This window comes from Clostridium sp. BJN0013 (genome assembly GCF_040939125.1).
Classification (GTDB): Bacteria; Bacillota; Clostridia; order Clostridiales; family Clostridiaceae; genus Clostridium_B.
On the sequence record NZ_CP162495.1, the window covers coordinates 2,972,061 to 2,997,932 of the forward strand.

The 25,872-nt window shown below is 29.2% G+C and carries 25 protein-coding genes and 1 pseudogene; 6 read left to right on the forward strand and 20 right to left on the reverse strand.

Features of this window, described 5'->3' with window-relative positions:
• The first annotated feature begins 230 nt into the window (after window positions 1-230).
• Window positions 231-404, forward strand: coding sequence for a terminase small subunit (locus AB3K27_RS15270; RefSeq protein WP_368488256.1), 174 nt, complete (start codon window positions 231-233; stop codon window positions 402-404).
• Window positions 405-431: 27 nt separating this feature from the next.
• Here AB3K27_RS15270 and AB3K27_RS15275 read toward each other — a convergent pair.
• The 5 genes and pseudogenes from AB3K27_RS15275 to AB3K27_RS15295 all read right to left on the reverse strand — a co-directional run.
• A pseudogene (locus AB3K27_RS15275) lies at window positions 432-605 on the reverse strand (transposase); the annotation flags it as partial.
• 452 nt (window positions 606-1,057) lie between these two features.
• Complete coding sequence (locus tag AB3K27_RS15280; RefSeq protein WP_368488257.1) at window positions 1,058-3,034, reverse strand: methyl-accepting chemotaxis protein; 1,977 nt, start codon at window positions 3,032-3,034, stop codon at window positions 1,058-1,060.
• A 753-nt stretch (window positions 3,035-3,787) separates the two neighbouring features.
• Window positions 3,788-4,804, reverse strand: coding sequence for a biotin-dependent carboxyltransferase family protein (locus AB3K27_RS15285; protein ID WP_368488258.1), 1,017 nt, complete (start codon window positions 4,802-4,804; stop codon window positions 3,788-3,790).
• Window positions 4,801-5,550, reverse strand: coding sequence for a 5-oxoprolinase subunit PxpB (gene pxpB, locus AB3K27_RS15290; protein ID WP_368488259.1), 750 nt, complete (start codon window positions 5,548-5,550; stop codon window positions 4,801-4,803). Before pxpB ends, AB3K27_RS15285 begins: the two co-directional genes overlap by 4 nt.
• A gap of 65 nt (window positions 5,551-5,615) precedes the next feature.
• Window positions 5,616-6,377 carry a LamB/YcsF family protein gene (locus AB3K27_RS15295; RefSeq protein WP_368488260.1) on the reverse strand — a complete coding sequence of 254 codons (762 nt, stop codon included), beginning with the start codon at window positions 6,375-6,377 and terminating at the stop codon, window positions 5,616-5,618.
• Between the two features lie 335 nt (window positions 6,378-6,712).
• Here AB3K27_RS15295 and map point away from each other — a divergent pair, with 335 nt between their 5' ends.
• Both map and AB3K27_RS15305 read left to right on the forward strand, forming a co-directional pair.
• Window positions 6,713-7,468: a type I methionyl aminopeptidase gene (gene map / locus AB3K27_RS15300; protein ID WP_368488261.1), complete on the forward strand. Its 756-nt coding sequence runs from the start codon at window positions 6,713-6,715 to the stop codon at window positions 7,466-7,468.
• A 268-nt stretch (window positions 7,469-7,736) separates the two neighbouring features.
• Window positions 7,737-8,426, forward strand: coding sequence for a flavin reductase (locus AB3K27_RS15305; RefSeq protein WP_368488262.1), 690 nt, complete (start codon window positions 7,737-7,739; stop codon window positions 8,424-8,426).
• 241 nt (window positions 8,427-8,667) lie between these two features.
• On the opposite strand, the gene AB3K27_RS15310 is transcribed toward AB3K27_RS15305, so the two are convergent.
• The 5 genes from AB3K27_RS15310 to AB3K27_RS15330 form a co-directional block, all read right to left on the reverse strand.
• Window positions 8,668-9,201, reverse strand: a complete 534-nt coding sequence (locus AB3K27_RS15310; RefSeq protein ID WP_368488263.1) for a 2'-5' RNA ligase family protein — start codon at window positions 9,199-9,201, stop codon at window positions 8,668-8,670.
• Between the two features lie 3 nt (window positions 9,202-9,204).
• A complete protein-coding gene (locus AB3K27_RS15315; protein WP_368488264.1) occupies window positions 9,205-10,164 on the reverse strand; it encodes a 3-hydroxyacyl-CoA dehydrogenase family protein in 960 nt (319 codons plus the stop codon).
• A gap of 171 nt (window positions 10,165-10,335) precedes the next feature.
• Window positions 10,336-11,925, reverse strand: coding sequence for a glycine betaine ABC transporter substrate-binding protein (locus tag AB3K27_RS15320; protein WP_368488265.1), 1,590 nt, complete (start codon window positions 11,923-11,925; stop codon window positions 10,336-10,338).
• A complete protein-coding gene (locus tag AB3K27_RS15325) occupies window positions 11,925-13,052 on the reverse strand; it encodes a betaine/proline/choline family ABC transporter ATP-binding protein (RefSeq protein ID WP_368491256.1) in 1,128 nt (375 codons plus the stop codon). Before AB3K27_RS15325 ends, AB3K27_RS15320 begins: the two co-directional genes overlap by 1 nt.
• A 451-nt stretch (window positions 13,053-13,503) precedes the next feature.
• Entirely contained in the window at window positions 13,504-14,124 is a 621-nt protein-coding gene (locus AB3K27_RS15330; RefSeq protein WP_368488266.1) for a TrkA C-terminal domain-containing protein, read from the reverse strand.
• A gap of 332 nt (window positions 14,125-14,456) precedes the next feature.
• Here AB3K27_RS15330 and dapB point away from each other — a divergent pair, with 332 nt between their 5' ends.
• Window positions 14,457-15,272 (forward strand): 4-hydroxy-tetrahydrodipicolinate reductase, encoded by an 816-nt coding sequence (dapB, locus tag AB3K27_RS15335; protein ID WP_368488267.1) that lies wholly within the window; start codon window positions 14,457-14,459, stop codon window positions 15,270-15,272.
• Between the two features lie 194 nt (window positions 15,273-15,466).
• Here the strand turns inward: dapB and AB3K27_RS15340 are convergent, their stop codons facing one another.
• From AB3K27_RS15340 to AB3K27_RS15355, 4 genes are read right to left on the reverse strand one after another with little or no spacing between them, the layout of a single operon-like run.
• Complete coding sequence (locus AB3K27_RS15340; protein ID WP_368488268.1) at window positions 15,467-15,622, reverse strand: hypothetical protein; 156 nt, start codon at window positions 15,620-15,622, stop codon at window positions 15,467-15,469.
• 25 nt (window positions 15,623-15,647) lie between these two features.
• Window positions 15,648-16,157: a hypothetical protein gene (locus AB3K27_RS15345; RefSeq protein WP_368488269.1), complete on the reverse strand. Its 510-nt coding sequence runs from the start codon at window positions 16,155-16,157 to the stop codon at window positions 15,648-15,650.
• Window positions 16,158-17,126, reverse strand: a complete 969-nt coding sequence (locus AB3K27_RS15350) for a sensor histidine kinase (protein ID WP_368488270.1) — start codon at window positions 17,124-17,126, stop codon at window positions 16,158-16,160.
• Between the two features lie 17 nt (window positions 17,127-17,143).
• Complete coding sequence (locus AB3K27_RS15355; RefSeq protein WP_368488271.1) at window positions 17,144-17,527, reverse strand: Hsp20/alpha crystallin family protein; 384 nt, start codon at window positions 17,525-17,527, stop codon at window positions 17,144-17,146.
• Window positions 17,528-17,985: 458 nt separating this feature from the next.
• On the opposite strand from AB3K27_RS15355, the gene AB3K27_RS15360 reads away from it, so the two are divergent.
• The gene (locus AB3K27_RS15360) at window positions 17,986-19,788 is read left to right on the forward strand and encodes a MutS family DNA mismatch repair protein (protein WP_368488272.1); all 1,803 of its coding nucleotides are present in this window, start codon (window positions 17,986-17,988) and stop codon (window positions 19,786-19,788) included.
• A 41-nt stretch (window positions 19,789-19,829) separates the two neighbouring features.
• Here AB3K27_RS15360 and AB3K27_RS15365 read toward each other — a convergent pair whose 3' ends face one another.
• The 3 genes from AB3K27_RS15365 to trmB form a co-directional block, all read right to left on the reverse strand.
• The gene (locus AB3K27_RS15365; protein ID WP_368488273.1) at window positions 19,830-20,225 is read right to left on the reverse strand and encodes a secondary thiamine-phosphate synthase enzyme YjbQ; all 396 of its coding nucleotides are present in this window, start codon (window positions 20,223-20,225) and stop codon (window positions 19,830-19,832) included.
• Window positions 20,226-20,245: 20 nt separating this feature from the next.
• Window positions 20,246-20,878 carry a viroplasmin family protein gene (locus tag AB3K27_RS15370; protein ID WP_368488274.1) on the reverse strand — a complete coding sequence of 211 codons (633 nt, stop codon included), beginning with the start codon at window positions 20,876-20,878 and terminating at the stop codon, window positions 20,246-20,248.
• Between the two features lie 207 nt (window positions 20,879-21,085).
• Window positions 21,086-21,721: a tRNA (guanosine(46)-N7)-methyltransferase TrmB gene (trmB, locus tag AB3K27_RS15375; RefSeq protein ID WP_368488275.1), complete on the reverse strand. Its 636-nt coding sequence runs from the start codon at window positions 21,719-21,721 to the stop codon at window positions 21,086-21,088.
• Between the two features lie 119 nt (window positions 21,722-21,840).
• Here trmB and AB3K27_RS15380 point away from each other — a divergent pair, with 119 nt between their 5' ends.
• Window positions 21,841-22,995, forward strand: a complete 1,155-nt coding sequence (locus AB3K27_RS15380) for a hypothetical protein (RefSeq protein ID WP_368488276.1) — start codon at window positions 21,841-21,843, stop codon at window positions 22,993-22,995.
• A gap of 48 nt (window positions 22,996-23,043) precedes the next feature.
• On the opposite strand, the gene AB3K27_RS15385 is transcribed toward AB3K27_RS15380, so the two are convergent.
• The 3 genes from AB3K27_RS15385 to AB3K27_RS15395 are packed head-to-tail and all read right to left on the reverse strand — an operon-like array spanning window position 23,044 to window position 25,780.
• The gene (locus AB3K27_RS15385; RefSeq protein ID WP_368488277.1) at window positions 23,044-23,685 is read right to left on the reverse strand and encodes a site-2 protease family protein; all 642 of its coding nucleotides are present in this window, start codon (window positions 23,683-23,685) and stop codon (window positions 23,044-23,046) included.
• A gap of 23 nt (window positions 23,686-23,708) precedes the next feature.
• Window positions 23,709-24,737: a hypothetical protein gene (locus AB3K27_RS15390; RefSeq protein WP_368488278.1), complete on the reverse strand. Its 1,029-nt coding sequence runs from the start codon at window positions 24,735-24,737 to the stop codon at window positions 23,709-23,711.
• 35 nt (window positions 24,738-24,772) lie between these two features.
• Window positions 24,773-25,780 (reverse strand): phosphodiester glycosidase family protein, encoded by a 1,008-nt coding sequence (locus AB3K27_RS15395; protein ID WP_368488279.1) that lies wholly within the window; start codon window positions 25,778-25,780, stop codon window positions 24,773-24,775.
• Between the last annotated feature and the right edge of the window lie 92 nt (window positions 25,781-25,872).

Below are 25,872 nucleotides of genomic sequence, written 5' to 3' on the forward strand. Positions count from 1 at the left end.
GTAATGCAAGGGAGTTTTGATTGATAGAGAAATTTATAAAATATGTATACTATATCGTATTTTCAAAAAATAGTAATAAAAACATTTTGAATTGAATTTATATTCACATAAGGTTTAAATACTTATTACTTACCGAAAATTTACTTTAAACACTAAGAAGTAGATAAAATTTTTAAGTCTAAGGACTGCGGCTAATAAAATTAGCGTTAACTTCTAAGCTATATATAGGTATGAAAAAAGTTAACTATATAGATTTTAAAGAAATCTCGGAAGTTGATGGAAGTTTAATACAAGAAATTAAGCAAGGCAAGAGTGGGGCAAGTATTAAATTGTATGATAAGCAGAAAGCATTGGATACCCTTGCTAAATATGAAAATAATTATAGGTTCTCTATGACTCATTAGGATTACCTCCGGTTTAACTCTATTGTTACTAAAGAATCTATATGTTGCCTGTGTTCCTGCATAGCTTTTACATGTATGAGGTATTGAACTTTCGGGGTTTTCGTAGAAACAATTAGCTATTTTGATTAACCTCTTATTTAGTCTATTATCTGCAAAAGGTGCATCATTAAATTCCTCTAGTATCCAATCATTAGTATGCATATAAACCCCCTAAACTATTCAATCCTATATGCATATTAATATATTTATTTATGAATGTTCAAATGTATGTTTTGTCTCTGTATACGTTACTTATCAATTAATTCCCAAACTTATGTGTAATGTATAGCTTTAAAGAAGATGGGAGTATTAGCACTGGTAGCGTTCGGATAAATTAAAAAGGCTAGTTTTATTATAAAGTAAAACTAGCCTCTGGTATCTCTAGTGAACTAACTAATATTTTTGACATAATTTAAATTAATCTTACACTTTCTATATATTAGATTCATAATTAACCTAATAGCATAAAAAATGTAAAATCAGATGTACTTATTGTCAAATATACCACTTTTTATTACTATACTACTTGAAAAATTTTTTGTCAATATAATAATTATATAAATTTAAATTTATGTAAAAAATCACAACCTACATAGAAAATTTTTAAGCTAAAACTAAACTTTAAACTTTTGAATAATTTCATCAAGCTTTTGTGCCAAATGAGATTGTTCTTCTGCAGTTTTACTAACTTGTACAATACCTTGAGTTACATAATTTATAGAACTCCTAATTTCATTAGTACTTTCCGATGATTTTTGTGCAATTTCAGAAACACCATTTATAACATTAGTTATTTCATCTACTGTAACTTTTATTTCCTCTGTCATCGAGGCTAAATCTTTAGAAATATTATAAGTGATTTCAGAATCTTTAAAGTATTGATCTCCTGTATTTGAATAATTATCTAATTGTATATTCACATTTTTATCAATAAATTTTAATAATTCATTACTCGCATTTGAGAGATTCTTAAAAACTTCTTGAACTTTTATTACGGTATTTTGTATAGTAGAAACTATTTCAGAAGATTGTTCTGCTAGAACTTTTACTTCTTGTGCAACTACACCAAATCCTCTGCCCTGTTCTCCTGCTCTTGCAGCTTCAATGGATGCATTTAAAGCTAGTAAATTGGTTTGTTCTGCAATACTTGATATCATATCTGCCATTTCCTTTATTTCTACAACCACTTTTCCATCACCAATGGCTTTTAATATTCTTGTTTCTTGCTCTTTATAAATATTTCTACACTCCTCTATTGCACTTTTAACATTCTCTTCTATGGAAAGTGCCCTTGTTTTAGCCTCATTTGCATTTTTATTTCCATTTTCAGTTTTATTTGATAATTCATTTACATTTGCATCTATTTCCTCTATAGATGCAGTTACCTCTTCCGTAGATGATGTAACTTCCTGAGAACAAGCTACCATGTCATTTATTGAACCATCTATAATCTTAAATTTTAATGTTATTTCTTCCACCGAATTAGAAAGCTCTTCACTGGAAGAAGCTATATCCCTAGAATTATCCATTATGGTCTTTATCAGTTCTTTAACACTTTTTTGTGCAGTGTTAAGCAATTGAGCGGTTTGTCCAAATTCATCCCGCCTTCTTAGTTGTATAGGAGTACTAAAATCACAGACAGAAAGACGTTTTGCAAATGCCTGTATTCTCGAAAGAGGTTTAGTTACATATTTTGCAATAACTATTCCACATATAATAACTACTGCGATTATAATAACTAAAACTATTGAAATCGTCATTATAATTGAATTCAGCTCTCCTATATAATCACTTTCCGGAAGAACCGCTATGGATATCCACCCTGTTTCTTTAGATTGGTTGAATCCCACTATATTTAAAAGTTTTCCATCATTATATTGTAAATCTCCACTTTTTTTATCTAAAATTATTTGTGCAGATGGAATTTCTTTTTTTATATTGGTCATTAATTTATTCTTATCCTTATGTGCAATAATTGTACCATCAGACAAAGCTAATATGGAATACCCTGTTTCCCCAACTTTAGTAGATGCTATTTTATTACATAAAGTAGATATATCAATATCTATACCTACCACCGTTGTCTTTCCATTACTAGATTGTACTTTTTTTGCAGCAGTTATAACAATTTTACCTGTGACAGCATCTTTATAAGGTTTAGTTATAAATACCTTATCTGGAAAGGCTATGGCCTGTTTGTACCAATCTCTAGTGGTGGGATCATATCCAGCAGGTAATTCAGTTAAGGGGTATATTGTAAAGTTTTTTGTTTCATCTCCTACATATGACTGCATTATATCTTTATTGCTATCAGTTATACTTCTAAGTTCATTAATCATGCCATCTTCATTACTATTAATTATAGTCTCATTAATGGCCAAGGCTTGTATTGAATTTTTTATTGAATTGACATGTAAGTCTATAAATGAGGATTTTTCATTGGATATTTCCATAGTAAGCTGACTTGTTTTATTATATGCCAGCTTTGATGCCATATGAAAACTCGTAATAGATATTAATAAAAGCGGTATACAGACAATTAATATTAATATAATAATAAGCTTGTACTCTAATGATATTTTTTTAGACATATACTATATTTGACCTCCTTCTTTACATTTATATCTTTATAATTTTTGTTTATTTTTAGATACCCCATTCTTAAATTACATTATCATATGTTACCATATATGTTTTTTTAGATCTATAAATATGCATAATTCAACACAAAATTTTTATCCAAAAGGGGCGATTAGCTAGCACTTCATCTTCTTCAAAGTGGGGAGATGAGCACTGCTGCGCCCCTAGATAAATTCTTCTAGGGGTTCAGATAGAAAAAAGTATTCCTTATGAGGAAACTCCACCTGAACCTAAGAATCATTTGATTTATTCCGAAAAATAAAACCACCACTTAGCTAAATGACACTAAATGGTGGCTAAAATCCTAGCTCACATAAAAAACTCGGTTCTACTTGAATTTTTATCACCTTTCTTTTTCGGTTACTCTTTTAGTAATATTAAGCACTTCATAAAAAATTATAGTAATTTAAATATTATAAATCGGATGTCTCATAGGAACACATTCTACTAATAATTAATCTCTAACAGACTAACACTTGCATACAACAGTAACTTTTGTAAATATAAAATTCTACTTACAAATAAACTAATTGTATTTCTTACCCTAACTATCTTTTAAAGTATTTAACAATTCAACTTACATTAAATTATGAGCTAGGATTTTCAAGAAGAACTTTTTACTTTCTCCTTAGCTATATTATATCTTAAAGATCTCAATAAGTCAACTGAATATTAAAAAAATTAATAGAAATAGTAGTATGCAATTATATTTCGAAATTAATAGAATTTTTTAAATATATAGCTTTCTTTAAATCACCTATATACTTTTCTCTGTTAAAATACAAACTTTCTGCATCTTTTAAAGAAATTTCTCTAAATATAATTTTTTCACCGGGTTTCATTCTTACAATTTTCCCAATATCTACAGAAGCTATTTCTCCAATTTTAGGATATCCTCCTGTAGTCTGTCTGTCCGCTAATAGTATAATTGGATTGCCATCTAAAGGAATTTGTACTGTGCCAAAAGAAACTGCTTCAGAAATCATGTCAAAAGTTTTTCTCAATTTCAATGTAGGCCCTAACAGCCTGTATCCCATTCTATCGGACTGATGGGAAATTTTAAAAGGATCGTGAAAAAATCTCTTTAAGCTCCCTTCAGTAAAATCTTTAAAATTCCTTCCTCTAACAATTCTTATAAAACTATGTGCGGAATTTTCCTCCTTATATCCTCTTACATACCAATTGACTGTAGTAAATATTTGTGATGCGGATTTTTTCCACAACGTATTTATAATATTAACTGACTGTACTTCTGGAGGATTGAGATTAATTCTATCACCTTCTTTCAAAGCTCTACCACTATAACCCCCTATTTTGGCCTTAATATATGTACTTTTACTTCCCATAATTTCTGGTACATCAAATCCTCCTGCAACACATAAATAGCCATAACAGCCTAATCTACAATTACTAAATTTTAATATAGCATCTCTATTTAAATATACAGGTCTCCACATAGGTACAGTTTTTTCATCTATGGTTGGTAAAAAATCCCCTCCTGTTATGGAAAAAAGAGTGCCTTTTGGCATACTTAAATAAGGTCCAATTAGCGTAATTTCCAGTGCTCCTTCTCCTTCCTTATTGCCAATTAAAATATTTCCTACACGCAATGCATAGGTATCCATGGCACCACCCACTATAACTCCATACTTTTGATATCCAACCCTTCCTAAATCTTGAATGGTTGTAAGAAATCCTGATTTTAAAACACTTATGTTCACTTCTCACTCTCCCTATATTTATCATATTCATCAGGAGAAATAGGATAAAATCTCACCACATCACCTGAACGTAGAATACTGGGCGGACATTTAGAAGGAGAAAACAATACTTTCGGTGTATTTCCAATAATTCGCCATCCTCCTGGAGTACTAATTGGATAAACACCTGTTTGCATTCCTGCAATTCCAACAGAACCTTTTGAAACTGATTTACGGGGTGACTTACACCTTGGAGCAGCTATTTCCTTAGACATTCCTCCCAGATAAGGAAACCCAGGGGCAAATCCAATCATATATACAATATAATCATTATTAGAATGAAGTTCTATTACCCTATCTACAGAAATTTTATTATATTCAGCAACATAGTGGAGATCTGGTCCAAATTTTCCCCCATAACATACAGGAATTTTCACAATCCTCACTTTTTCATCTATATTTTCATTTATACATACATTAAAATTAGCAAGCATATCATTAATCAACAAAGAAACTATTTCATAGGAAGATTTTCTTCTTCCTTTATTGACTTCTCTAACTCTTACTTTCATTATATCGTAAAATATAGTAACCGTTGAAAAAGCAGGCACATATTCTATCATTCCTTTAAAAGGATGTTTATCAAGGTATTTTCCAAACATTCTAACTGTTTTGTGAATGTCTTTATTAATCTCCTTTCCAAACTCTATTAAAATTGCAGACTCACCCATAGGGAAAATATTCCACTTAAACTTATAATGAACCATAAAAATTTCTTCCTATAATAATTTTTATAAATTTATACACATAATCACCCTAACTTAAATTATTTCTATGTTACCTTCTCTATATGAATGCCTGCATTTTTAAGATATTCATTGATTTTACGTGCAAAAATCAATGATTGCGGGCTATCACTATGAATACATAAGGTATCTGCCTTTATTCTAATGTCCTTTTTCTGTTGACACATAACCAATCCATCTTTTATCATACGACAAGCCCTATTTACTGCCTCATCACTGTCTGTAATTATTGCAGTATTACCTTGGCTTCTAGGTGTAAGCGAACCATCTAATTGATAAGTCCTATCTGCAAATACTTCACTAGCTGTTTTAAGTCCTATCCTATTTCCTTCAGATACAAGCTCACTTCCTGATAATCCAAAGAGAATAAATTCAGGATTCACACTATATACTCCTTCTGCAATAGCCCTGGCAAGTTTTTTATTCTTTGCAGCCATATTATAAAGTGCACCATGAGGTTTTACATGATGCATAACACCTCCTTCAGATTTTACAAAAGCATAAAGTGCCCCTATTTGATACACCACCATATCATAAACTTCCTCAGAAGATACACTAATATTACGTCTTCCAAATCCAGCCAAATCTAAAAATCCAGTGTGGGCTCCAATTGCCACATTATTTGATAGTGCAATCTTTACAGTTTCATGCATTATTTTAGGATCTCCTGCATGAAATCCACATGCAATATTAGCAGAAGTAATATATTTTAATATTTCTTCATCATTTCCTATTTTGTAGACCCCAAAGCTTTCTCCCAAATCACAATTTAAATCCACTTTGTACATTTATCCACTCCTTTTCTAATCAAGTAACATTAGATTCAGATAGAATTTGTTATAAGAAATGCTTTTCTCTACTTGAATCTTAAAAGGATCTATACTATAACTTTTTATATTGAATCTATTGTTTAATACCTATAATTATAGCTAATATTTATAAAATCAACAATCAAGCGATTATTAGGCAGGTAAGTAAAATATTTTAGACAAAAAAATAGGAATAGAAAAAAATATAGATATAAATTTTTACTGTGATATAAATAAAAAATAATATTATTTTTTATTTATAAATATGTTAAAATGGAGTAAATATTATAAATTTTAAGATAGAGGGGAAAATATTGATAGCTATAAGAACTAATAAGGAAATAAGCTACATGGCAGCAGCTGGAAAAATACTAGCATCCTGTCATAAGGAAATCAGAAAAATAATAAAACCAGGTTTAACTACTATGGAAATAGATTCTTTTGTAGAAAAATATCTAAAAGAACATGGCGCAAAACCAGAACAGAAAGGTTATATGGGATTTCCCTATGCAACCTGTGCTTCTGTAAACAATGAAATTTGTCACGGTTTTCCCACAAATAAACCTTTAAAAGAAGGAGACATTGTGACCATTGACATGGTCGTAAACCTAAATGGATGGTTAGCTGACTCTGCATGGTCCTATTCAGTAGGAAAAATCTCAGAAGAAGCTAAAAATCTTATGGAAGTTACAAAAAAATGCCTTTATAAAGGTATAGAAAAAGCCCTTTCTGGAAATAGAATAGGGGATATAGGATACACTATACAAACTTATGCAGAATCTTTAGGATATTCTGTAGTAAGAGATTACACAGGACATGGTATCGGTAAAGTAATGCATGATGATGTGGTAGTACCCCATTATGGAAAACCTGGTAGAGGACTAAAGCTTAGAGAAGGAATGGTACTTACTATAGAACCTATGATAAATATAGGAACCTATAGGACCCTACTAGATCCTAATGACTGGACTGCACGTACTGCTGATGGCAGCTTATCAGCACAATATGAACACACTATTGCCATCACAAAAAATGAACCTATAATTCTAACAGATCAAGATAATATATAAGTATATAACATAACTAATTTCAAATAATGATTATTGCTTGAAATTAGTTATTAAAAAATTATAAAAACTATTGAATAAACAATTTTTATGGTGTATAATTTATTTAAGAAAACATTTTATATAAAAACTTATCTCACATAAAAAAAGGGGGGAAGTAACCAAATACTGCTTTTAATACACTACTTTAAATAATATGTAAATGAGAGGAGGTATTACTTACATACTAAATTTTAATATTAAATTTTAATATTATGTAAGTATATGAATTATGATTAATAATAAAGCATTTTATAAACTAAGTTACGGCTTATATGTTATAAGCTCTATCTCTGAAGGTAAGAAAAATGGACAAATTGCCAATACAGTTTTTCAAATAACATCAGATCCAGCTAGAATTGCTGTAAGTATTAATAAACAAAATCTTACTCATGAATATATACAAAAAAGCAAGTTAATAGGGGTATCTGCCCTTTCCACGGAAACTCCTTTAGAATTTGTAGGTAAGTTTGGGTTTAAATCAGGAAGAACTACTGATAAATTTTCTGGAGTATCCTTCAAAACAGGTGCAAGTGGCGTTCCAATAGTTCTTGACAATGCCGCTTCATGGATTGAATTAAAAGTTGAAAAAGAAATAGACATAGATACCCACACTATATTCGTTGGAAAAGTACTTAATTCAGAATTAATAAAAGATATAGATCCTATGACATATGCATATTACCAGGATGTAAAACGTGGTAAATCTCCACAAACCTCACCAACTCATGCAGCAAATAAAAATAATCCTGTAAAAGATGCTCCTAAATATCAATGTTCTGTATGTGGATTTATTTATGATCCCGCAGTTGGAGATCCTGACTCTGGTGTTGAACCAGGTACATTATTTGAAGATCTGCCTAAGAGCTGGGAATGTCCAGTCTGTGGCGTAGGTAAAGCTAAATTTAAACCTTTGGATTAAATAACCTAATCTGATTTTAAAATTTAAATTATAGAAATTTCTTAAAAGAAATTTCTATAATTTAAATTGGCAATTATTAAATTTTATAATAACATACAAATAAGAAATTAAAAACTTAATAATCAGTTGAAGGGGAGTAATTTTAAATTACAAAGTCAACATTTCGATCTAAATTTAAGGATCCGGTTTTGTAAGCCCTATTAAAATTAATCTTGATGACAAACTGCACTTATATTGTTCTTTAGCTGTCATTAAGATTATATCTTTTTATTAGTATCCATGTATTATTTTTCCACTGATAAAGGGATATATTATCAAAATACTCATTAAAATTACAGGTATATTTATTGACATAATCCCATATTTCTTTAAATCTATCCTTTATTCTCTTAGATACTACGGTACAATGAAAAACTTTATTTTTTCCTTCATTATGTTTGAACTTTATCCATGGTACCTTTTCTAATTCATCTATAAAATCATCGTGGACTTTTTTAGCTTGTGATGACATTTTTATATCCATATAAACTACATCTTCTCTAAATGTTCCATAACCTTCAATTTTTATTGGTGACTTATAATTACTCTTAGAAAATTTATTTAAAATATTTGTTATATCCTCAATTTTATCAGTTTCAAAAGGGGCTTTTATTGTAAAATGGGCCGGTAATTTAGTACGTTTTTTATTGAATTTATAACAGACATCATTAGTTAATTTCTCATGAAATTTTAATGCACCGCCACCTATAGCACACACTATGACATATCTTCCCATATGTTACATATTCCTTTCAATGGATTTATTATTTTTATCTTTTTCCAAAAAATCCATGAGCAGCTGGATTCTTTCATTTTGCTTTTTTTGTAAAAATTCTGGTGTCCAATTATAAAAACCTTTTCCAGTCTTGCTGCCTAAATTACCACTGTCCACCTTACTTTTTAAAAGCTTAGAAGGTTCAGTATCGTTGCAAAGATCTTTAAATAGATAGGAAGATATATTATTAAATATATCAAGTCCTCCTAAATCCGCACTACATATAGGGCCCGTAACTAGTAATCTTCTTCCATGACCATATTCTATAGCCTTATCTACCTCTTCTGCCGTTGCAAATCCCTGTTCAACTATATATAATGCCTCCCTAAGCAATGCAAGCTGGAGACGATTACCTATAAATCCAAGACATTCTTTCCTCATTTTAACCCCCTTTTTACCTATATGCTCAATCCAATCCATAGTTATACCCACGGTTTTGGAATCAGTGTGTTTTCCCGGTACCACTTCTACCAATGGTATAAACTGTGGTGGATTCCAAAAATGAGCAATAACCACTCTCTCAGGATGCTTTGTATTTATTGCTATATCTGTGGGGCTAAGTCCTGAAGTATTAGAAGCTAAGATAACTTCAGGAGCACATATTTCATCCAGCTTAGAGAATACTTTTTGTTTAAGTTCTAAATCTTCAGCTATACATTCTATTACAAAATCGACGCCTTCTACCGCTTCTTCAATAGTTTTAACACCCTTTATCCTTCTTAATGTTTCTTTTGATATATTGGCTTTTATTTTTCCCTTTTCCTCAAGGTTCTTGAGACTACTTTTTATATTTGTAAACCCTCTTTCCAAACTAGCATCAGTTCTCCCGAACATATTCACATTTAATCCACTTTCCGCACAAAGCTGAACTATTCCATTTCCCATAGTACCGGTACCAAGTACAGCTACATTTTTTATATTCATAACATCCTCCTGAATTCTATATTTATAGATTATATTATAACCCATATTCCATATTTTTTGAAATTCAGAACTTCCATTTTAATTCCATACATATATAAAAATATAATGTTCGGCAAAAACCATCTTTACCAAACATTATATCTAATACTTCTATGATGCTTCATCAGCACCTTATTTGATTAATCCCTTCTCTTTCAGGAAATCTTCTGCTATTACTTTAGGATCTTCACCATTATCAGCTCTATAATTCATTTCTCTCATATCATCATCCGTAATTTTTCCTTCTAAACTTAAGAGTAATGGTTTAATTTCAGGATACTTTTCTAACACATCTTCTCTTACCAAAGGAACTGCATAATAAGGAGGGAAAAAGTTTTTATCATCTTTTAGAAGTTTCAAATCAAATTTCTTAAGCAGCCCATCTGTAGAAAAAGCATCTGTTACCTGAGTTTCATCATTTTCAAGAGAAGAATATCTAAGCCCCCCATCTAGACCTTTTACAGTTTTAAAATTTAATCCATATAATTTTTGAAGTCCCGGATATCCATCATCTCTATTTGCAAACTCCATAGTACAACCTAAATTTATATTATTACTTATTTTTGTCAAATCCGATATGGTATTTATATTATATTTACTTGCCATCTCTTTTTTCATCGCCAGTACATAGGTATTATTAAATCCTAAGGGTTTAAGCCACTGCATACCATAGTTTTTCTTAAAATAATCTTCTACTATATCATAAACCTGATCTGCATCGCTTATAGATTCTCGTTTCATTATATTAACAAGTCCTGTACCTGTATATTCCACATATAAATCTATATTACCGGACTTCATGGCACTAAAAACCACACTGCTGCCACCCAAATTTAACTTTCTATCTACTTTATAATCCGTATTGTACTCTATTAAAGAAGAAACCATATTTCCAAGTACTATCTGTTCATTAAAGTTTTTTGAACCAACCACTATGGTTTTTCTAGTTAATCCACTATATGTCATAAATACAACAATACCCAATATCAATAAAGCTACTACTGTTAAAACAGGTTTTTTATTCTTTAATATTTTAGTAATAATTTTATTAGTTTTTTTCTTGGATTTTTTATGTGAAACTTTTATACCTTTAGGCGTTACTATATCTTCAATCTTTCCTATAATAAAATCAAAGAATATAGCCAGAAAACAAGCTGGAATTGCCCCTGCCAGAATCATGTTATTATTAACAGTCTGTACTCCTGAAAATACCAGATATCCTAGTCCTCCAGCTCCTACAAAGGCCGCAATGGTCATAAGTCCCACTGCAGTAACTGCCGATATTCTTATACCAGACATTATAACTGGCATTGCAAGAGGAAGTCTAACCTTTATTAAAATCTGACTTTTGGTAAGTCCAAGTCCCTCTGCAGCCTCAATTACAGATCCATTTATGTTAGTAAGTCCGGTAAAAGTATTTTTTATAATTGGAAGAAGGGAATATAAAACTACCATCGCAATTGCAGGTTTACTTCCTATTCCTAGTACCGGAATTAAAAAACCCAGTAAGGCCAGACTAGGTATAGATTGTATAACATTTGCAACTCCAATTACCCCGGCGGAAAGTTTCCTGTTTCTTATTATAAACATTCCCAGGGGAATTCCTATTATTACAGATATTAAAACTGCAAACATGGTCAACTGTATATGTTCTATAAAAAGATTGTATATTTGTAATCTTCTGTCTATTACAAATTGAAAAAAGTTACTTATAGTATTCACTAAACATCCACATCCTTATTAATATACTGATTACTCATTACAGATAAAAGACTACTTCTTGTAATAAGCCCTACTAAAGTTGACTTGTCATCTATAACAGGAATATATCCTTTTTTGTTATATTCCATTTTTTCTAAAGCATTTATTATAGAATCTTCAAAACTTACTGTTATTACATCTGTCTCCATAATATCCTTTAATCTCTTATTTTTATCAATATTAAGTCTGATCTTTTTCAAAGTAACAAGTCCCATTAGATTATTATTCTCATTTACTACAAGCAAACTATCTACATGATTTGATTTCATTATTTCAAGTGCCTGTACTACCGTTCTTTCACCGCTTGATTTTATTGGATTTTTTATCATGATATCCTTTGCCTTAATAAACTCCGGTTGATTCCAAATTCTGTTTTCTCCAATAAATTCCCTTACAAAATCATTAGCCGGATTTTTTAATATTTCTTCCGGTGTGTCAAATTGTAGCACAGTACCCTTTCCCATAATACATATACGGTCAGCAAGTTTTAATGCTTCATCCATATCATGCGTTACAAAAACAATGGTTTTTTTAAAATTTTGTTGAATATTAAATATTTCATCTTGAAGTTGACCTCTTGTTATTGGATCCAATGCATTAAAAGGCTCGTCCATTAATATTATATCCGGATTCATAACCAGTGCTCTTACTATTCCAACTCTTTGCTGCTGTCCTCCACTTAATTCATTGGGATACTTATGCATGTAATCCTTAGGAGACATACCTACCAGAGTCAATAGCTCTTCCATCCTTTCCTGAATTTTTTTATTGTCCATTTTTTCAATATTAGGTATTAAAGATATATTCTCAGCTACAGTCATATGCGGAAAAAGACCTGTCTGTTGTATTACATAGCCTATATTTCTCCTAAGTTTGATGGTGTCCTCCTCTTCAATTTTATTTCTATTTATAAAAATTTCACCTGAACTTGGAGTTATCAATTTATTGATCATTTTTAAAGTAGTAGTTTTTCCACAACCGCTTGGACCGATAAAAGTTACTAATTCTCCTCTATCTATATTTAAACTTATATTGTTAATAATAGGTTTATTATTTATAGTTTTACTTACATTTTTAAATTCTATCAACATAATCCCTCCTTTTAAAAAACAGTAACAACTTTAATTTATCACAAAGTTGTCACTTTGTAAAGATTTCTGCCATTTATCCAACAATATTGCAAGACTTACACAAGTAAATAATAGTAAATAAATTGTTAAAGCCTATCCATATTTTAATATAATATAACAAATTTACTATAAAACTGAAGTTTATCTGGTTTTAAAGAATCTTTTTGCATTATATATTAAAATAAAAAATTTAAGGTTTTGAAAGTTTCAAATAATGCTATCATATTCAATTATTTCTTAAATCAAAAAATTTAAATAAAAATAAAATACATTTCATATAAATCATATTATGTATACTAGTTGAGGTGAAAATAATTTACTTGAAATTATTTAAAAGATATCCTAGGATAAAATAAAAGAACATAGACTTTTATAAATAAAATCTACGTTCTTTAAATTATACGTTCAGTTAACAAATAAATTTTTTAATTCTATAATAACTAGCTTCATCACCTATGGCTATAAAGATATCATCTTCTTCAAATACAGCATAAGGTCCTGGAGAAAGTATTAAATTACCTCGCCTTCTTATACCTATTATAGTGGCAAATGTATTTTGCCAAAATTTACATTCAGATATAGTTTTTCCAATAATATTAAATCCCTTATATATTTTAAATTCAAAAGGTATAAAAGAATTAGTGCTGGTAAATCTATTAGAATAATCTATAAGTTCATTAAGTACTCCTTCAATTTTTTTCTCTAATATATTTTTTTCATCCAATAATTCAAGCATTTCCTTTTTCAAGAAATTCATAGAATCTATATCTTTAAATTTGCCTATAAATTTTAAGCAGTTATCTACAGATCTAACAATGATTCCACTGCCTTTTGTTACTTCCACAATATCCATATCATTTAAAAGAATCATTGCTCTTCTAATAGTTTCAGGAGAGACATTATAGTGGCTTGCAAGAGAGGATCTGCCATAGAGTTTATCACCTATAGAAAAATCCCCAGCTACTATTCTATTCGCTATATCTATTGCTATTTTTTGATACACAGGTTTCATAACATATTGTGATGACATTTTAGATTTACTTTAAGATCGTTCAATCCTAAAGCAATTCCCCCTTTCAAATACATTCTTTAAGCCATTAATTAGTATAGATTATTCTTAACTGTATGTAAATAATAATTTAACTAATTTATAAATAAAAATTATTGCTGCACAATATTCATAATAAAAATAAGTACAAATAAAAAAAATAAAATATAATTAGTTATTAATGACAACAAACAACTTTTATTGTATAATAAAGTTGTTGATATCATTAAATACTAATTTATATAAAGTATGGATAGTATTTTCATATGAGGCTATAAATTAAACTTTATAAGAATAAAAAGGAGGTAACCAACATGATTAAAGTAGGATTAATAGGTTTAGGTAAAACAGGACACCACATAGCCCGAGGAATTTCAGAACAAAACAATATGAAAATCGTAGCAGCAATATGCAGCCCTAAAAGTACAAAGAAAGGTATGGACTTAGGAGAATTACTTGGAACTCATAAAACAGAAATAAAAATAAGCACTTCTGACGAGCTTCAATCTATTATTTTTAAAACTAAGCCAGATGTAATTGTAGACTTTTCAAAGCCTTCATCTACTATGGAAAATGCTTTGACAATATCCAAGATGAAAGTAAACTTAGTAATAGGTACTACAGGCTTTACTAAAGATGATATCAGTAAGCTCCAAGACATGGCTTATAGATTTAATAACGGCATAGTGTACGCTCCAAATATTACTTTAGGAGTCAATGTAGTAATGCTTTTAAGCAATATTGCCGCAAGCATATTAAATGAATATGATTTTCAAATTACAGAGATTCACCACAAAAATAAAAAAGATGCGCCCTCTGGCACTGCTTTAAAACTATCTTCCGAAATAGAAAATGGGCTTGAATCTGCCGGAGTATACGACAAAGACATACCTATCAATGTTGTACGTGCTGGTGGTGTAGTAGGAAAACATCATGTTCTTATAGTAGGAGAGAATGATAAAATAGAGATAAGCCATGAATCCTTTTCAAGAAAAGCTTTTGCTGCAGGAGCCATTAGTGCAGTAAATTATATCTATAAAAAATCTGGATATTATGAAATGAAAAATGTACTGGATCTTAAAAGAATACTTTATAAATATATTGATACTATGGATAGTGCTTTATGTTAGCATAAAATTAGTTTTTTATAACTTTCAAACATTTTACCTATTAACAATTTCACATAACAATATAAATTCATTCCTTAAATTATAGTTTCACCATAAAAAATTAAAATTTAAAGGCTTATCATTATTATGATAAACCTTTAAATTTACAGAAAATTCTTAATTATATAATCTCTCATGCAAAACATATTGGTAATTTAATCATTTGAACTACTTATACCAAAAGGATTTTCAATAAGTTTTATCCATATATGATTGTTCCTGTTAAATAAATCGTCCAACGGACTTCCTCTTTGTATAATAAATTTTTGCTCACCTGTAACTTGCCCATCGTACATGGAAACCACACTCATACCGTTGAGATAAATATTACGTGGATTACCACAAGTTAACAGCTTGAATTGTTTGTTGTACAATATCCATCCCGCAAGTACTTTTCATTTTGGAATTAGAGTCTATATTTATTATCCAATCATTTGCCCTTATATACATATATTGTTGGCGTTCTCTATATGTATTTTCAATAGAATTTGAAAAATCTATCAAATCATCTATTACTATTATCAAGTCCATTTTTGTATAGGGTTCTCTATTGGTAACACAATTCTTTGCAATATCAAGAACTTTAGACATATCCTTGTTAAAAGGGGTGAGTCTCATCACTGTAATCTTTCGGTTAACTATTCTATCTTTTATCGAATTAACCTGTGTATAAGGTGGAATTTCCTCAACAATTTCATTATAATCATAATATGACATAGCTGCATGGCTTACAGGGGATTTAGTAATTAAAGCTATTAATCTCGATTCCCAGTCTGCGGTAGGTGAAAACAATAATATATCCCCCTGTTTTAAATCTCTTATTTCTATTGTTTTAACATCACTCATTTACTCTCCTCCAATCTTATATTTATTCTCAGGAATTTCAAAAGATATGCTTGTCCCATATGATAATTTACTTACAATTTTTAATTTTGACTGATAGCATTTCATTAATCTAAAGTTTACATTTTTAAGCCCTACTCCTGATATGGAACTTTTATTATGAAGCAATTGGGAAAGCACATCTTTCCCTATACCTTTTCCATTATCTGAAACAATTATTTCTAAATTATTATTCTTTTTTAAAACAATAATATTTATTGTTATTCCGCCGGATTTTAAACCATGTTTAATTGAATTTTCTACAATAGGCTGTATTAACAATTGAGGAATTGGAGTCAACATATATTCTTCTTTTATATCTATAATTAAATGAATTGAATCATTAAATCTTGCATTTTCAATTTTTACATAGGACTTTATCAAATCAATTTCCTCTCTTAACGAATAAAAGATATTCTTACGATAATCAAATTTATGTTTTACTCTGAGAAAATCACAAAAATTCAAGATTAGTTCTTTTGATTTAGGTACAGACTGATCCATAAGACAATATATATTATTTAAAGTATTGAAAAAGAAATGTGGTGCTATCTGTGCCTGTAAAAAGGCAATTTCTATATCTTTTGCTTTATTTGAACTTTCAAACGCATCCATTACATCCACAGACAATACATATATTTCACATAGTAAAAAAAACAAGAGTCCTAATATATAATTGCCTGAAGAAAAATAGATATTTACATAATTATTGACATATAAAATATCAATAATTGTAGTAAAAATCATAACAATAATTCCTGTTAATAAGAGCCATGCAAATTTACGTTTTTTAAGAATTGCCTTTACCAATGTTATTATTACTACCAGGCAATTGAACATCAGTATAGACATATAAATCATATCACTATAGCCAAATATCTTGATTGGTGTGAAAATTATCAAGCTTAAATAAACAAAATTTATTTGACTCATTAGGGTAGGTGTTTAAATTATTTTTTAATTTCAATACTATATATTGAATTATGATAATTTGCAGATATATTTTTTATTGTAAGATTATATTTCAAAGTTATTTTTTTATAATAATGTTTTTCTGGTCCTTTTGCTGTAACATTCAGATTATTACCATCAATTTCTAAATTTATACTTTCTTTTTCTATACCAGGTAATTCCATTACAATTATGATTTTATCTCCTTCATCAAATATACGGGTTATAGGGTCAACTATTTCTTTATTGTTTTTAATATCATTCACCAGAGATCTTCTATGTGATTTATGTTTATCGTTTTCAATTATATCCAAAATTATATTCATAAATCTGTCTATATTTCTACGTAAAGATTTTGAGTTATTATATTCTTTCTTTTTCATAATTAATTCTCCTCAATAATTATAATTTTTTTAATATATAAGATGAACTTATATACTATAATTATTGTATTCACTAATAGACTTTATAATCACTTAATATCATAAGCTGAACCGATAAGATCGATTCAGCTTGACTTTTTATTCTAATAAACTTTGTCAATATTTAATAATTCATCACTAATTTTTTCAGAATCCTGCCATTATAAATTTTAAACTCCCATAACTTAATATCTGTTAATCATTCTTTAAAAGTCTATTGCATCTTTAATACATAATATTAATAAATATTTATATCTGTTACAAATCTTTAGTTTTTTATATTAAATTATTCTGAATCCAATAACCATTTGATAAACAGTTAATTTATGGTATAATGTGCCTGTAAGCTTTCCTAAAAATATGTAAAATATCAAGTGATTCTTAGAATAGAATATCAAAAAGTGATTGGGGGAAAATATTTGAATAGTTCACATGATGTTTATATTAATAGATTAAAAATCTACACAGATTTAATTAAAAAACAGAACAACTCAATAAAAACTATAGAATATCTAAGGCTTCTTACTCTAATAGTAGGTATTAGTATTACAATTTATACTTTCAATGTTAATAAACATTTTGTAAGTATAGGAATTTTTATTTTCTCACTAGCTATTTTTATTTACTTAGTTAACCAGCATAACAAAGAAATAAAAAAGAGAAAATATTCCATGGCCTTAAAGGATATAAATGAATCTGCCCTGAAGAGACTAAATGGTCAATGGAAAAATTTCGAAGATGATGGAAGTGAATTTAAGCATAAAGAACATCCTTATTCAGAGGATCTGGATATATTTGGTGAGAACTCCCTATTTCAGTGGATTAATACTTGCAAAACATTTATGGGGAGAGAAGCACTAAAAAACCGACTTTTAAATCCCCTTAAAACATCTTGTGACATAAATATGACTCAAGAATCATTACAGGAGTTAGCTGTGGATTTAAAATGGCGTCAGCTATTTGAAGCTGAAGCAATGGTTATTCCTTCAGAACCCATTAGCCCTAAAGAATTATATAAATGGGGAAAAGATAGAAATGAGTTATATATAAAATCCTGGTTTGCTTTTACAATTAAATTACTGCCTTTTTTAACATTAATGTTAATGATTTTATCTTATGGTACTTCCTTGATAAGTTTTAAGTTGCCCTACATTATGCTTATCATTCAAATATCACTTTTATTTATAGATGTAAAAAAAAGAAATACTACCTTTAAAAGTCTTTATAAATACAAAAATAGTATAACTATATATTCAAAAATGTTAACTTTAATTGAGGAAAAAGATTTTAAAAGCAGTTACTTGAAACAATTAAAAAATAATCTATTTACTTCTAAAAATATATCTGCAGTAAAATCCATAAAAAAACTATCTGCTGTATATAATAAAGTATCTGATAGAAAAAATATGTTGTCTATAATCCTTAATATATTATTTCTATGGGATTATCAGTGTATAGTAGAATTTGAAAAATGGAGAGTTAAATCGGGCAATAATCTGGAAAAATGGTTTAATACCATAGGACAATTTGAAGCATTAAATAGTATTTCAAATATTATTTATGATAATCCAAATTGGGATATGCCTTTAATTTCAGATAAGACTTATGTACTCAAAGCCACTGAATTAGGTCATCCTCTTTTAGGGGATACAAGAGTATGTAATAATATTACAATAAATAATAAAAAAAATATTTTATTAATAACAGGTTCAAATATGTCTGGTAAAAGTACTTTTCTAAGAACTGTAGGTTTAAATTTAGTACTAAGTTACATTGGTGCTCCGGTATGTGCAAAAAAATTCCAATGCTCATTTATGGAAATATTCACCTGCATGAGAATAAGAGATGATTTAGAAAACAATATATCCTCCTTTTATGCAGAAATATTAAGGATAAAAATGATTGTTAAGAATGTAAAGAAAACTACAAAAGTATTTTTCCTTCTAGATGAGTTATTTAAAGGCACTAATTCTATTGATAGACATCTTGGAGCTAAGGCATTAATAAAACAATTGGGTGAACAAGGGGCATCAGGACTCATTTCCACCCATGACTTGGAACTGTGCAGTTTAGAAAAAGAATATCCTAGAATTAAAAATTATCACTTTCAAGAATACTATTTAAATAATAAATTAAAATTTGACTACAAAATTCGAGAAGGAATATCCACTACCAGAAATGCTAAATATCTCATTAAACTGGCAGGTATAGATTTTGAATAAAAAGACTTATCAATTTTTAAGATAAGTCTTTTTTAATATAATTATATATATCTCAATACCTTTATATAAACTTTTCTATTTCTTGGTCCATCAAATTCGCAAAAATAAATACCCTGCCATGTTCCCAATTTCAATTCTCTATTTTCAATAATAACATTACAGGTCGAACCCATTAATGATGCCTTTATATGAGCATGAGAATTACCTTCAATATGTAGGTATTCATTTTGCTCTGGGAATGCTTTGTTTAACCCTGCCAAAATATCACTTACAACATCAGGATCGGCATTTTCATTTATTGTAATTCCCGCAGTGGTGTGGGGAACAAAAATTACAACTATGCCATCTTTTACATTATTCTTCCTTACAGTTTCTTTCACCAGACCTGTTATGTCTATAAATTCCTGTTCCTTTTTAGTTTTTAATAAATATTCCACATTAATCACCCCACATTTTATCAAACTTTAATCCCTACAGCTCTTTTAGCCAGTAAATCAGCCATATCATTATATTTGTCTTCTCCAGAGTGGGCTTTAACCTTTTTGAATTTTATATTTATTTTTTTCATGTATTTTTGCATAAATTCTTTATAATCCCTTGTCAATATCTTATTGGCTTTCCATTCACCTTTGGCCCAACATTCAATTCCCATATAGTCATAAACTATGGTTATCTCTTTAAAGTCATTTGCAATGGCCAATTCGACGGCTTTTAATGCTCCTCTTATTTCTCCAAAAACATTTTTACTTTCATTCATCTCCATACTTCTAAATGCCCCCAGATCTTTAAAAATAACCTGATCATTTTTTACCAAAACCAGACCATAACCTGCCACTTTTTCTTTATTATTAAAAGAACCATCTACATAGGCATAAAGAGTATCACACTCCTGTTTAGTATTTTCATCCTCCATATTTTCATTGACATCATTTTTCTTATTCATAAGTCCTGCGAATATTTCAGCTTCTTCACGGTTAGTAAACTTCTTATATTTAGCACCAGAAAAACCCTTTATCTGTTCTTCACATTGAGCCCAGGTATTATAAACCCCTGGTTTCCGTCCCTGTTTAACAGCATAGAAATTTGCCACAGTACATCCTCCTAAAATAATAGTAAATTCATATTTACTTGTAAGCACAATACTGAAATAACAATTTTGTAGTAAATTAATTATAACCTAGAAAAGTATTTATTTCTATAAAAAATAATTGTTTAAAATCTACTGTTGTAATTCAAACATAACTTTTATATTTCATAGGGGACATCCCCGTATATTCTTTAAAGATTTATTTATTGTCTACAACATCCTGGCTATTAAAAACATAATTTTCATTCCTAGATTAGTAAACTTCTCCTCATACTCTGTAACTACATTCTTATCAAAATTACTATTATGCAAATCATAAGTTATATAATCTATAGTAAATCCACTTTCCACAAAATACTGCTGGGATTCCTGAAAAAGCCCCCTATCATCTGTTTTAAACCATATCTCACTTTTAGGCTTTAGAAACTTTTTATAAATATTCAAAAATCCAGTATGGGTAAGCCTCCTTTTCTTCTGCCTCTTTTTTGGCCAGGGATTACAGAAATTTATGTATATCCTTCCTACCTCATCTCTATCAAAAACATCTTCAATTTTTGATATATTCATAGGTATTATCCTTATATTTTTAGCTTCAGCTTCTACAACCTTTTTCAGTGCATAAATTAAAACTTCATCCTTTAAATCAATTCCAATGTAATTTATATGTTTATTACTTAGAGCCTGTGTACATAAAAATTTACCTCTTCCACAACCCAATTCCAAATATATTTCTCCATTATTTTTAAATTCATCCTTCCACTTTCCTTTACATTGACAAGGATTTATTACAGTCAGGTTACTAGCCTCCATCTCAGGTCTAGCCCACCATTTTTTTCTCAGCCTCATAATTTGAAAATTCCTTTCTTTTATTTAAAATTTTTTGTGTATTATTAAAGCTATTTCTACAATATACGATAATTATAAGTACTTATATTATACTAATTTATATTCAGGTTGTGAAAATTATGGAATACTTTGTAGAAGAACTTAAAAACAAAAAAATAATTGCTGCTGATGATATAAAAATTCTTAAAAACTATATTAATAAAAAGTACTCCAGAGCTGATTCTAAAGAGAAAGCAAAAATGCTTTCTAACACTATACATAATATTTTAGATTCAAATCTAAAAGAACTTCCAAAAGAATATAGACAAACTATAAAAATGGATATTTTAAGAAGTACCTTTTCTCAAAATAAGACTTCTATTTTTATGTACGATGCATTTAACTGCTGCATGAAAAATGAATATTTAAAACAAAATTTTAGAAAAGAAATCCTCAGATGGATAAATGCACACATAAAAAATAAAATCAATGAGAATGACTTAAATATATATGTAAGTAAACCACATGACACTGTCTCACAAAATATAAAAATAATTCTGCCAAAAGTTAATGCTGTTTATTCAGGTATATCCTCAAATTTAAATACACACATAACTATGCCTGGTGAATCAATTAAAATAATGAAGGATTTCCAATTAAATAAAAAAATTTTAATTTTTGCTATATTGATTGTTATATTAATTTTTGAGATAATAGGACAACCTTTTTACGGAGAAAATCTTCTAAAGACCTCTTTTTCTCTTATTTCATCCTCTGAAAAAAATAGTATATACATAAAAAATCTTATTGAAGAAGTGACTTTAGAGGATTATAGTAAAAAACATCCCAATAAATATCTTCCTGAATATTTAAAATACCAAAAAGTAGATACGCGTAAATTAAAAATCTTTTTAAGTAGTCGCAATTCACTTTTATGCAAAGAACCTTACTTTTCTACTATAATGACTACTGCAAAAGAATTCAACCTAAATCCTATTTTACTCTTTGCTATAACTGGACAAGAACAAAATTTCATACCTATAAATACCACCTATGCATACAAGGTAGCGAATAATCCTTTTAATGTATATCACAGCTGGCAGGAATATAATACCAACATAAGTGATTCATCAAAAATAGCAGCTAATACAATTATAAATTTATCTGAAAATAGGCCCGAGGAAAACAACCCCTTTATATGGATAGGAAAAAAATATGCCGAAGATACAAATTGGGGAAATGGAGTTCAATCTATCTTCGAAGAAATCAACAGTTATTTTTCAACTATTAACTAAAAATAAAACTTCCAATTCAACTTATTGGAAGTTTTATGCAGTTATTAATTAAAATATACCCTTAGCTATATTAATAAACATGTGATATAACATATTGGATGGAATACCTACCAAATATGTAGCTAACGGTGTAGCTACAAACAATACCAGTATAATCAACTGATACCTATATACCGTATCTGATATTCTATAAAATATTGAAGGAAATAAATCTTTTAATATGTGAAATCCATCCAATCCCGGTAAGGGTATTAAATTAAATACAGCCAACATGCAATTTATGTTTATAACATATAAAATAATTTTCATTATTATATTGGAAATTGAAGTAAATTCCATGGACAATAGTCCAAATCTATATATAACTACTGTTAAAATAGCCGCTAAAAAGGCTATTATTAAATTAGCCAGAGGTCCTGCAATGGAAACTTTTAAATCATCTTTACTTCTATTTCTAAAAGCACCTGGATTTATTTCAACAGGTTTAGCCCAACCAAATCCTACCAGCAATATCATTATAAATCCTATAATATCCACATGTGCAAATGGATTTAAAGTGAGCCTTCCTTGAAATTTGGGAGTTTTATCTCCCAGTCTATCTGCTACAACTGCATGTGCAAATTCATGAAAGGTAAGACCTATAAGTATAGCTGGTATAATAAGTATTTTTTCCAGTATTTTTTCATTCAAATGATTTCATCCCTTCTTTTTAACTAATTCAATAGCTTTTTTTCTAACTTTCCATTACTTATGGAGGCGATTCCCCCATCATATATTCCTATAAAATTCCCTTTATATGTATATTGTTTTCCACTTCCCACCTCTTCAACAATTCCTTCCAGAGCATTGTTTATATATATCTTTCCAGAAGGCATTACAAATACATTTTTTTTGTCTACAAATTGATTTAAATTTATATTTTGATAATCATATTTAACAGAATCTATGGTTCCACAATATATATTTGATATCTTGCCATCTTTTTCGTCTCCTATATATATTCTATCATTTTCATCTATTCCTACCCATACGGGTTTATTTTCAATTCCATGAATAGTAAGTGGCTCATCTTCATCAGTTATATATATATCATTATGTACACTATCTTCATATATTAATTTATCCTGAAGATATAAAATTCCTATCTCACCCACCATATAAGAATTTACAGGTGTTTTTTCCACACTTTTATTTATATCCAATCTGTATATAGTGGTTCTCATACCTCTGCTTTCCATTTTAATATATATTACATTAGTAAGATGCGATTCCTGTATATTATCAATTTTAGCTCCCGTGTCTGACCAGTCTAATTCTTTTATATTTTCCTTTATATCCTTATCCACTTCATAATAAGACAATTCAAATTTTGAACCTTTCTGTGAATCTTCTTTTTCAGCAATAAGTAGCCTATTTCTATCTTGAAGCCACTTATAAAAAGATACCTGAACCCCATCTTCAAATTTCAAGTTTTTCTCATCACCAGTTTTTGAATCCACTACTTTTAAAGTATTATCCTCACAGTATGATAAATATCTGCCGTCAAAGGATACCTTGATATCTTCAGCATCTTCTGGAACCTTTATTTCAACTTCTGATTTTTTAGGTTCACTTTTTACAATTTTTTTAGTTTTTAATTTTATTTCAGAAGATAAAAAGTAATTATTTATATAAAGCAGTCCTGCAAATTGTATTATCAAGGATACCGCGATCCAAATAACAGTTCTTTTAAAAATTTTCATCTTGTACTCCCCTTTTAATAGTCATATTAGTACCTTCATCTCTCTACATAGACAATGGAAGGTATTGATCTTTCACCTAAAGGATCGCAGGGATTATTTATTATTTCTCCTTCATAATACATAGTAGAAGAAGAACCTCCATCTAAATTTATAGCATTTACAGCACCATATTCAAGCATTATATTTTGGACATCCTTTAGAGAGGCCCCTATACTTTTAGTCTGCCTTCCATCTATAACAAGAAACAGCATAGAACCATCCTCTCTTTGACCTATAGCAGTTCTAGGGGCAATTCCCCATCCTCCATCCCCAGATTTTATGGTTCCTTTTCCGTTTACCACTAGTGCAGGTTCAAAAGATATAGCTTCTGTAATCCCCTTTTCTTTCATTTCATTTAAGCTGTAACTTCCCACAAGAAGCTGTCCTTTATTTGTAATTGCCATTACCTGAGTTCTTTGATCATCATCATTTATATCATTAGATATGATATTACCTTTACTCATAAGTATGCCTGTAGGTTTTCCACCAGTACCGGTCCACTCACTATCTTCAGAAGATCTATCTGTAAATCCTCCTCCATTTATGGCCGCTACAGCATTATTATCTTTTGCAATCTTGCTTGTAAGTTCTCCTGATACTTCTAACTTCTTGCTATAGCCTACCTTAACTCTAGTAGGATCATGTACTATAAGCATATATCCCTTAAATTTTTTACCACCATCTACTTCTTCTACTTCTATGCTGCTGTCATGTTCATTTTTAAACTCCAGAGTTCCCGAATCATCTTGCTGTATTTGTTCTGCTGTATTTCCACTCAATATCTTCTTTATTTCATTATCTGACAAAAATAGTTTTGCAATATACTGATGGCTTAAAGTTGTCATGGCAGCACCTACAATAGTCCTCTTTATATTATCAAAAGGACCATAAAATACTAAAAAAGGAGCTGTCACACCTGTAAATATAAATTCAAACAACAAAAAACAAATTACAAGTTTCCAAAATGACTTCTTTTTTTTACCTCCAGTTTCTCTTTTTTTCATATATTAAAACTCTTCCTTTCTAAAATTATGTACCTAAATTAAAAATATACTCTTCAATATTGTACAATAAATGATAAAAATTTTAAATAGAA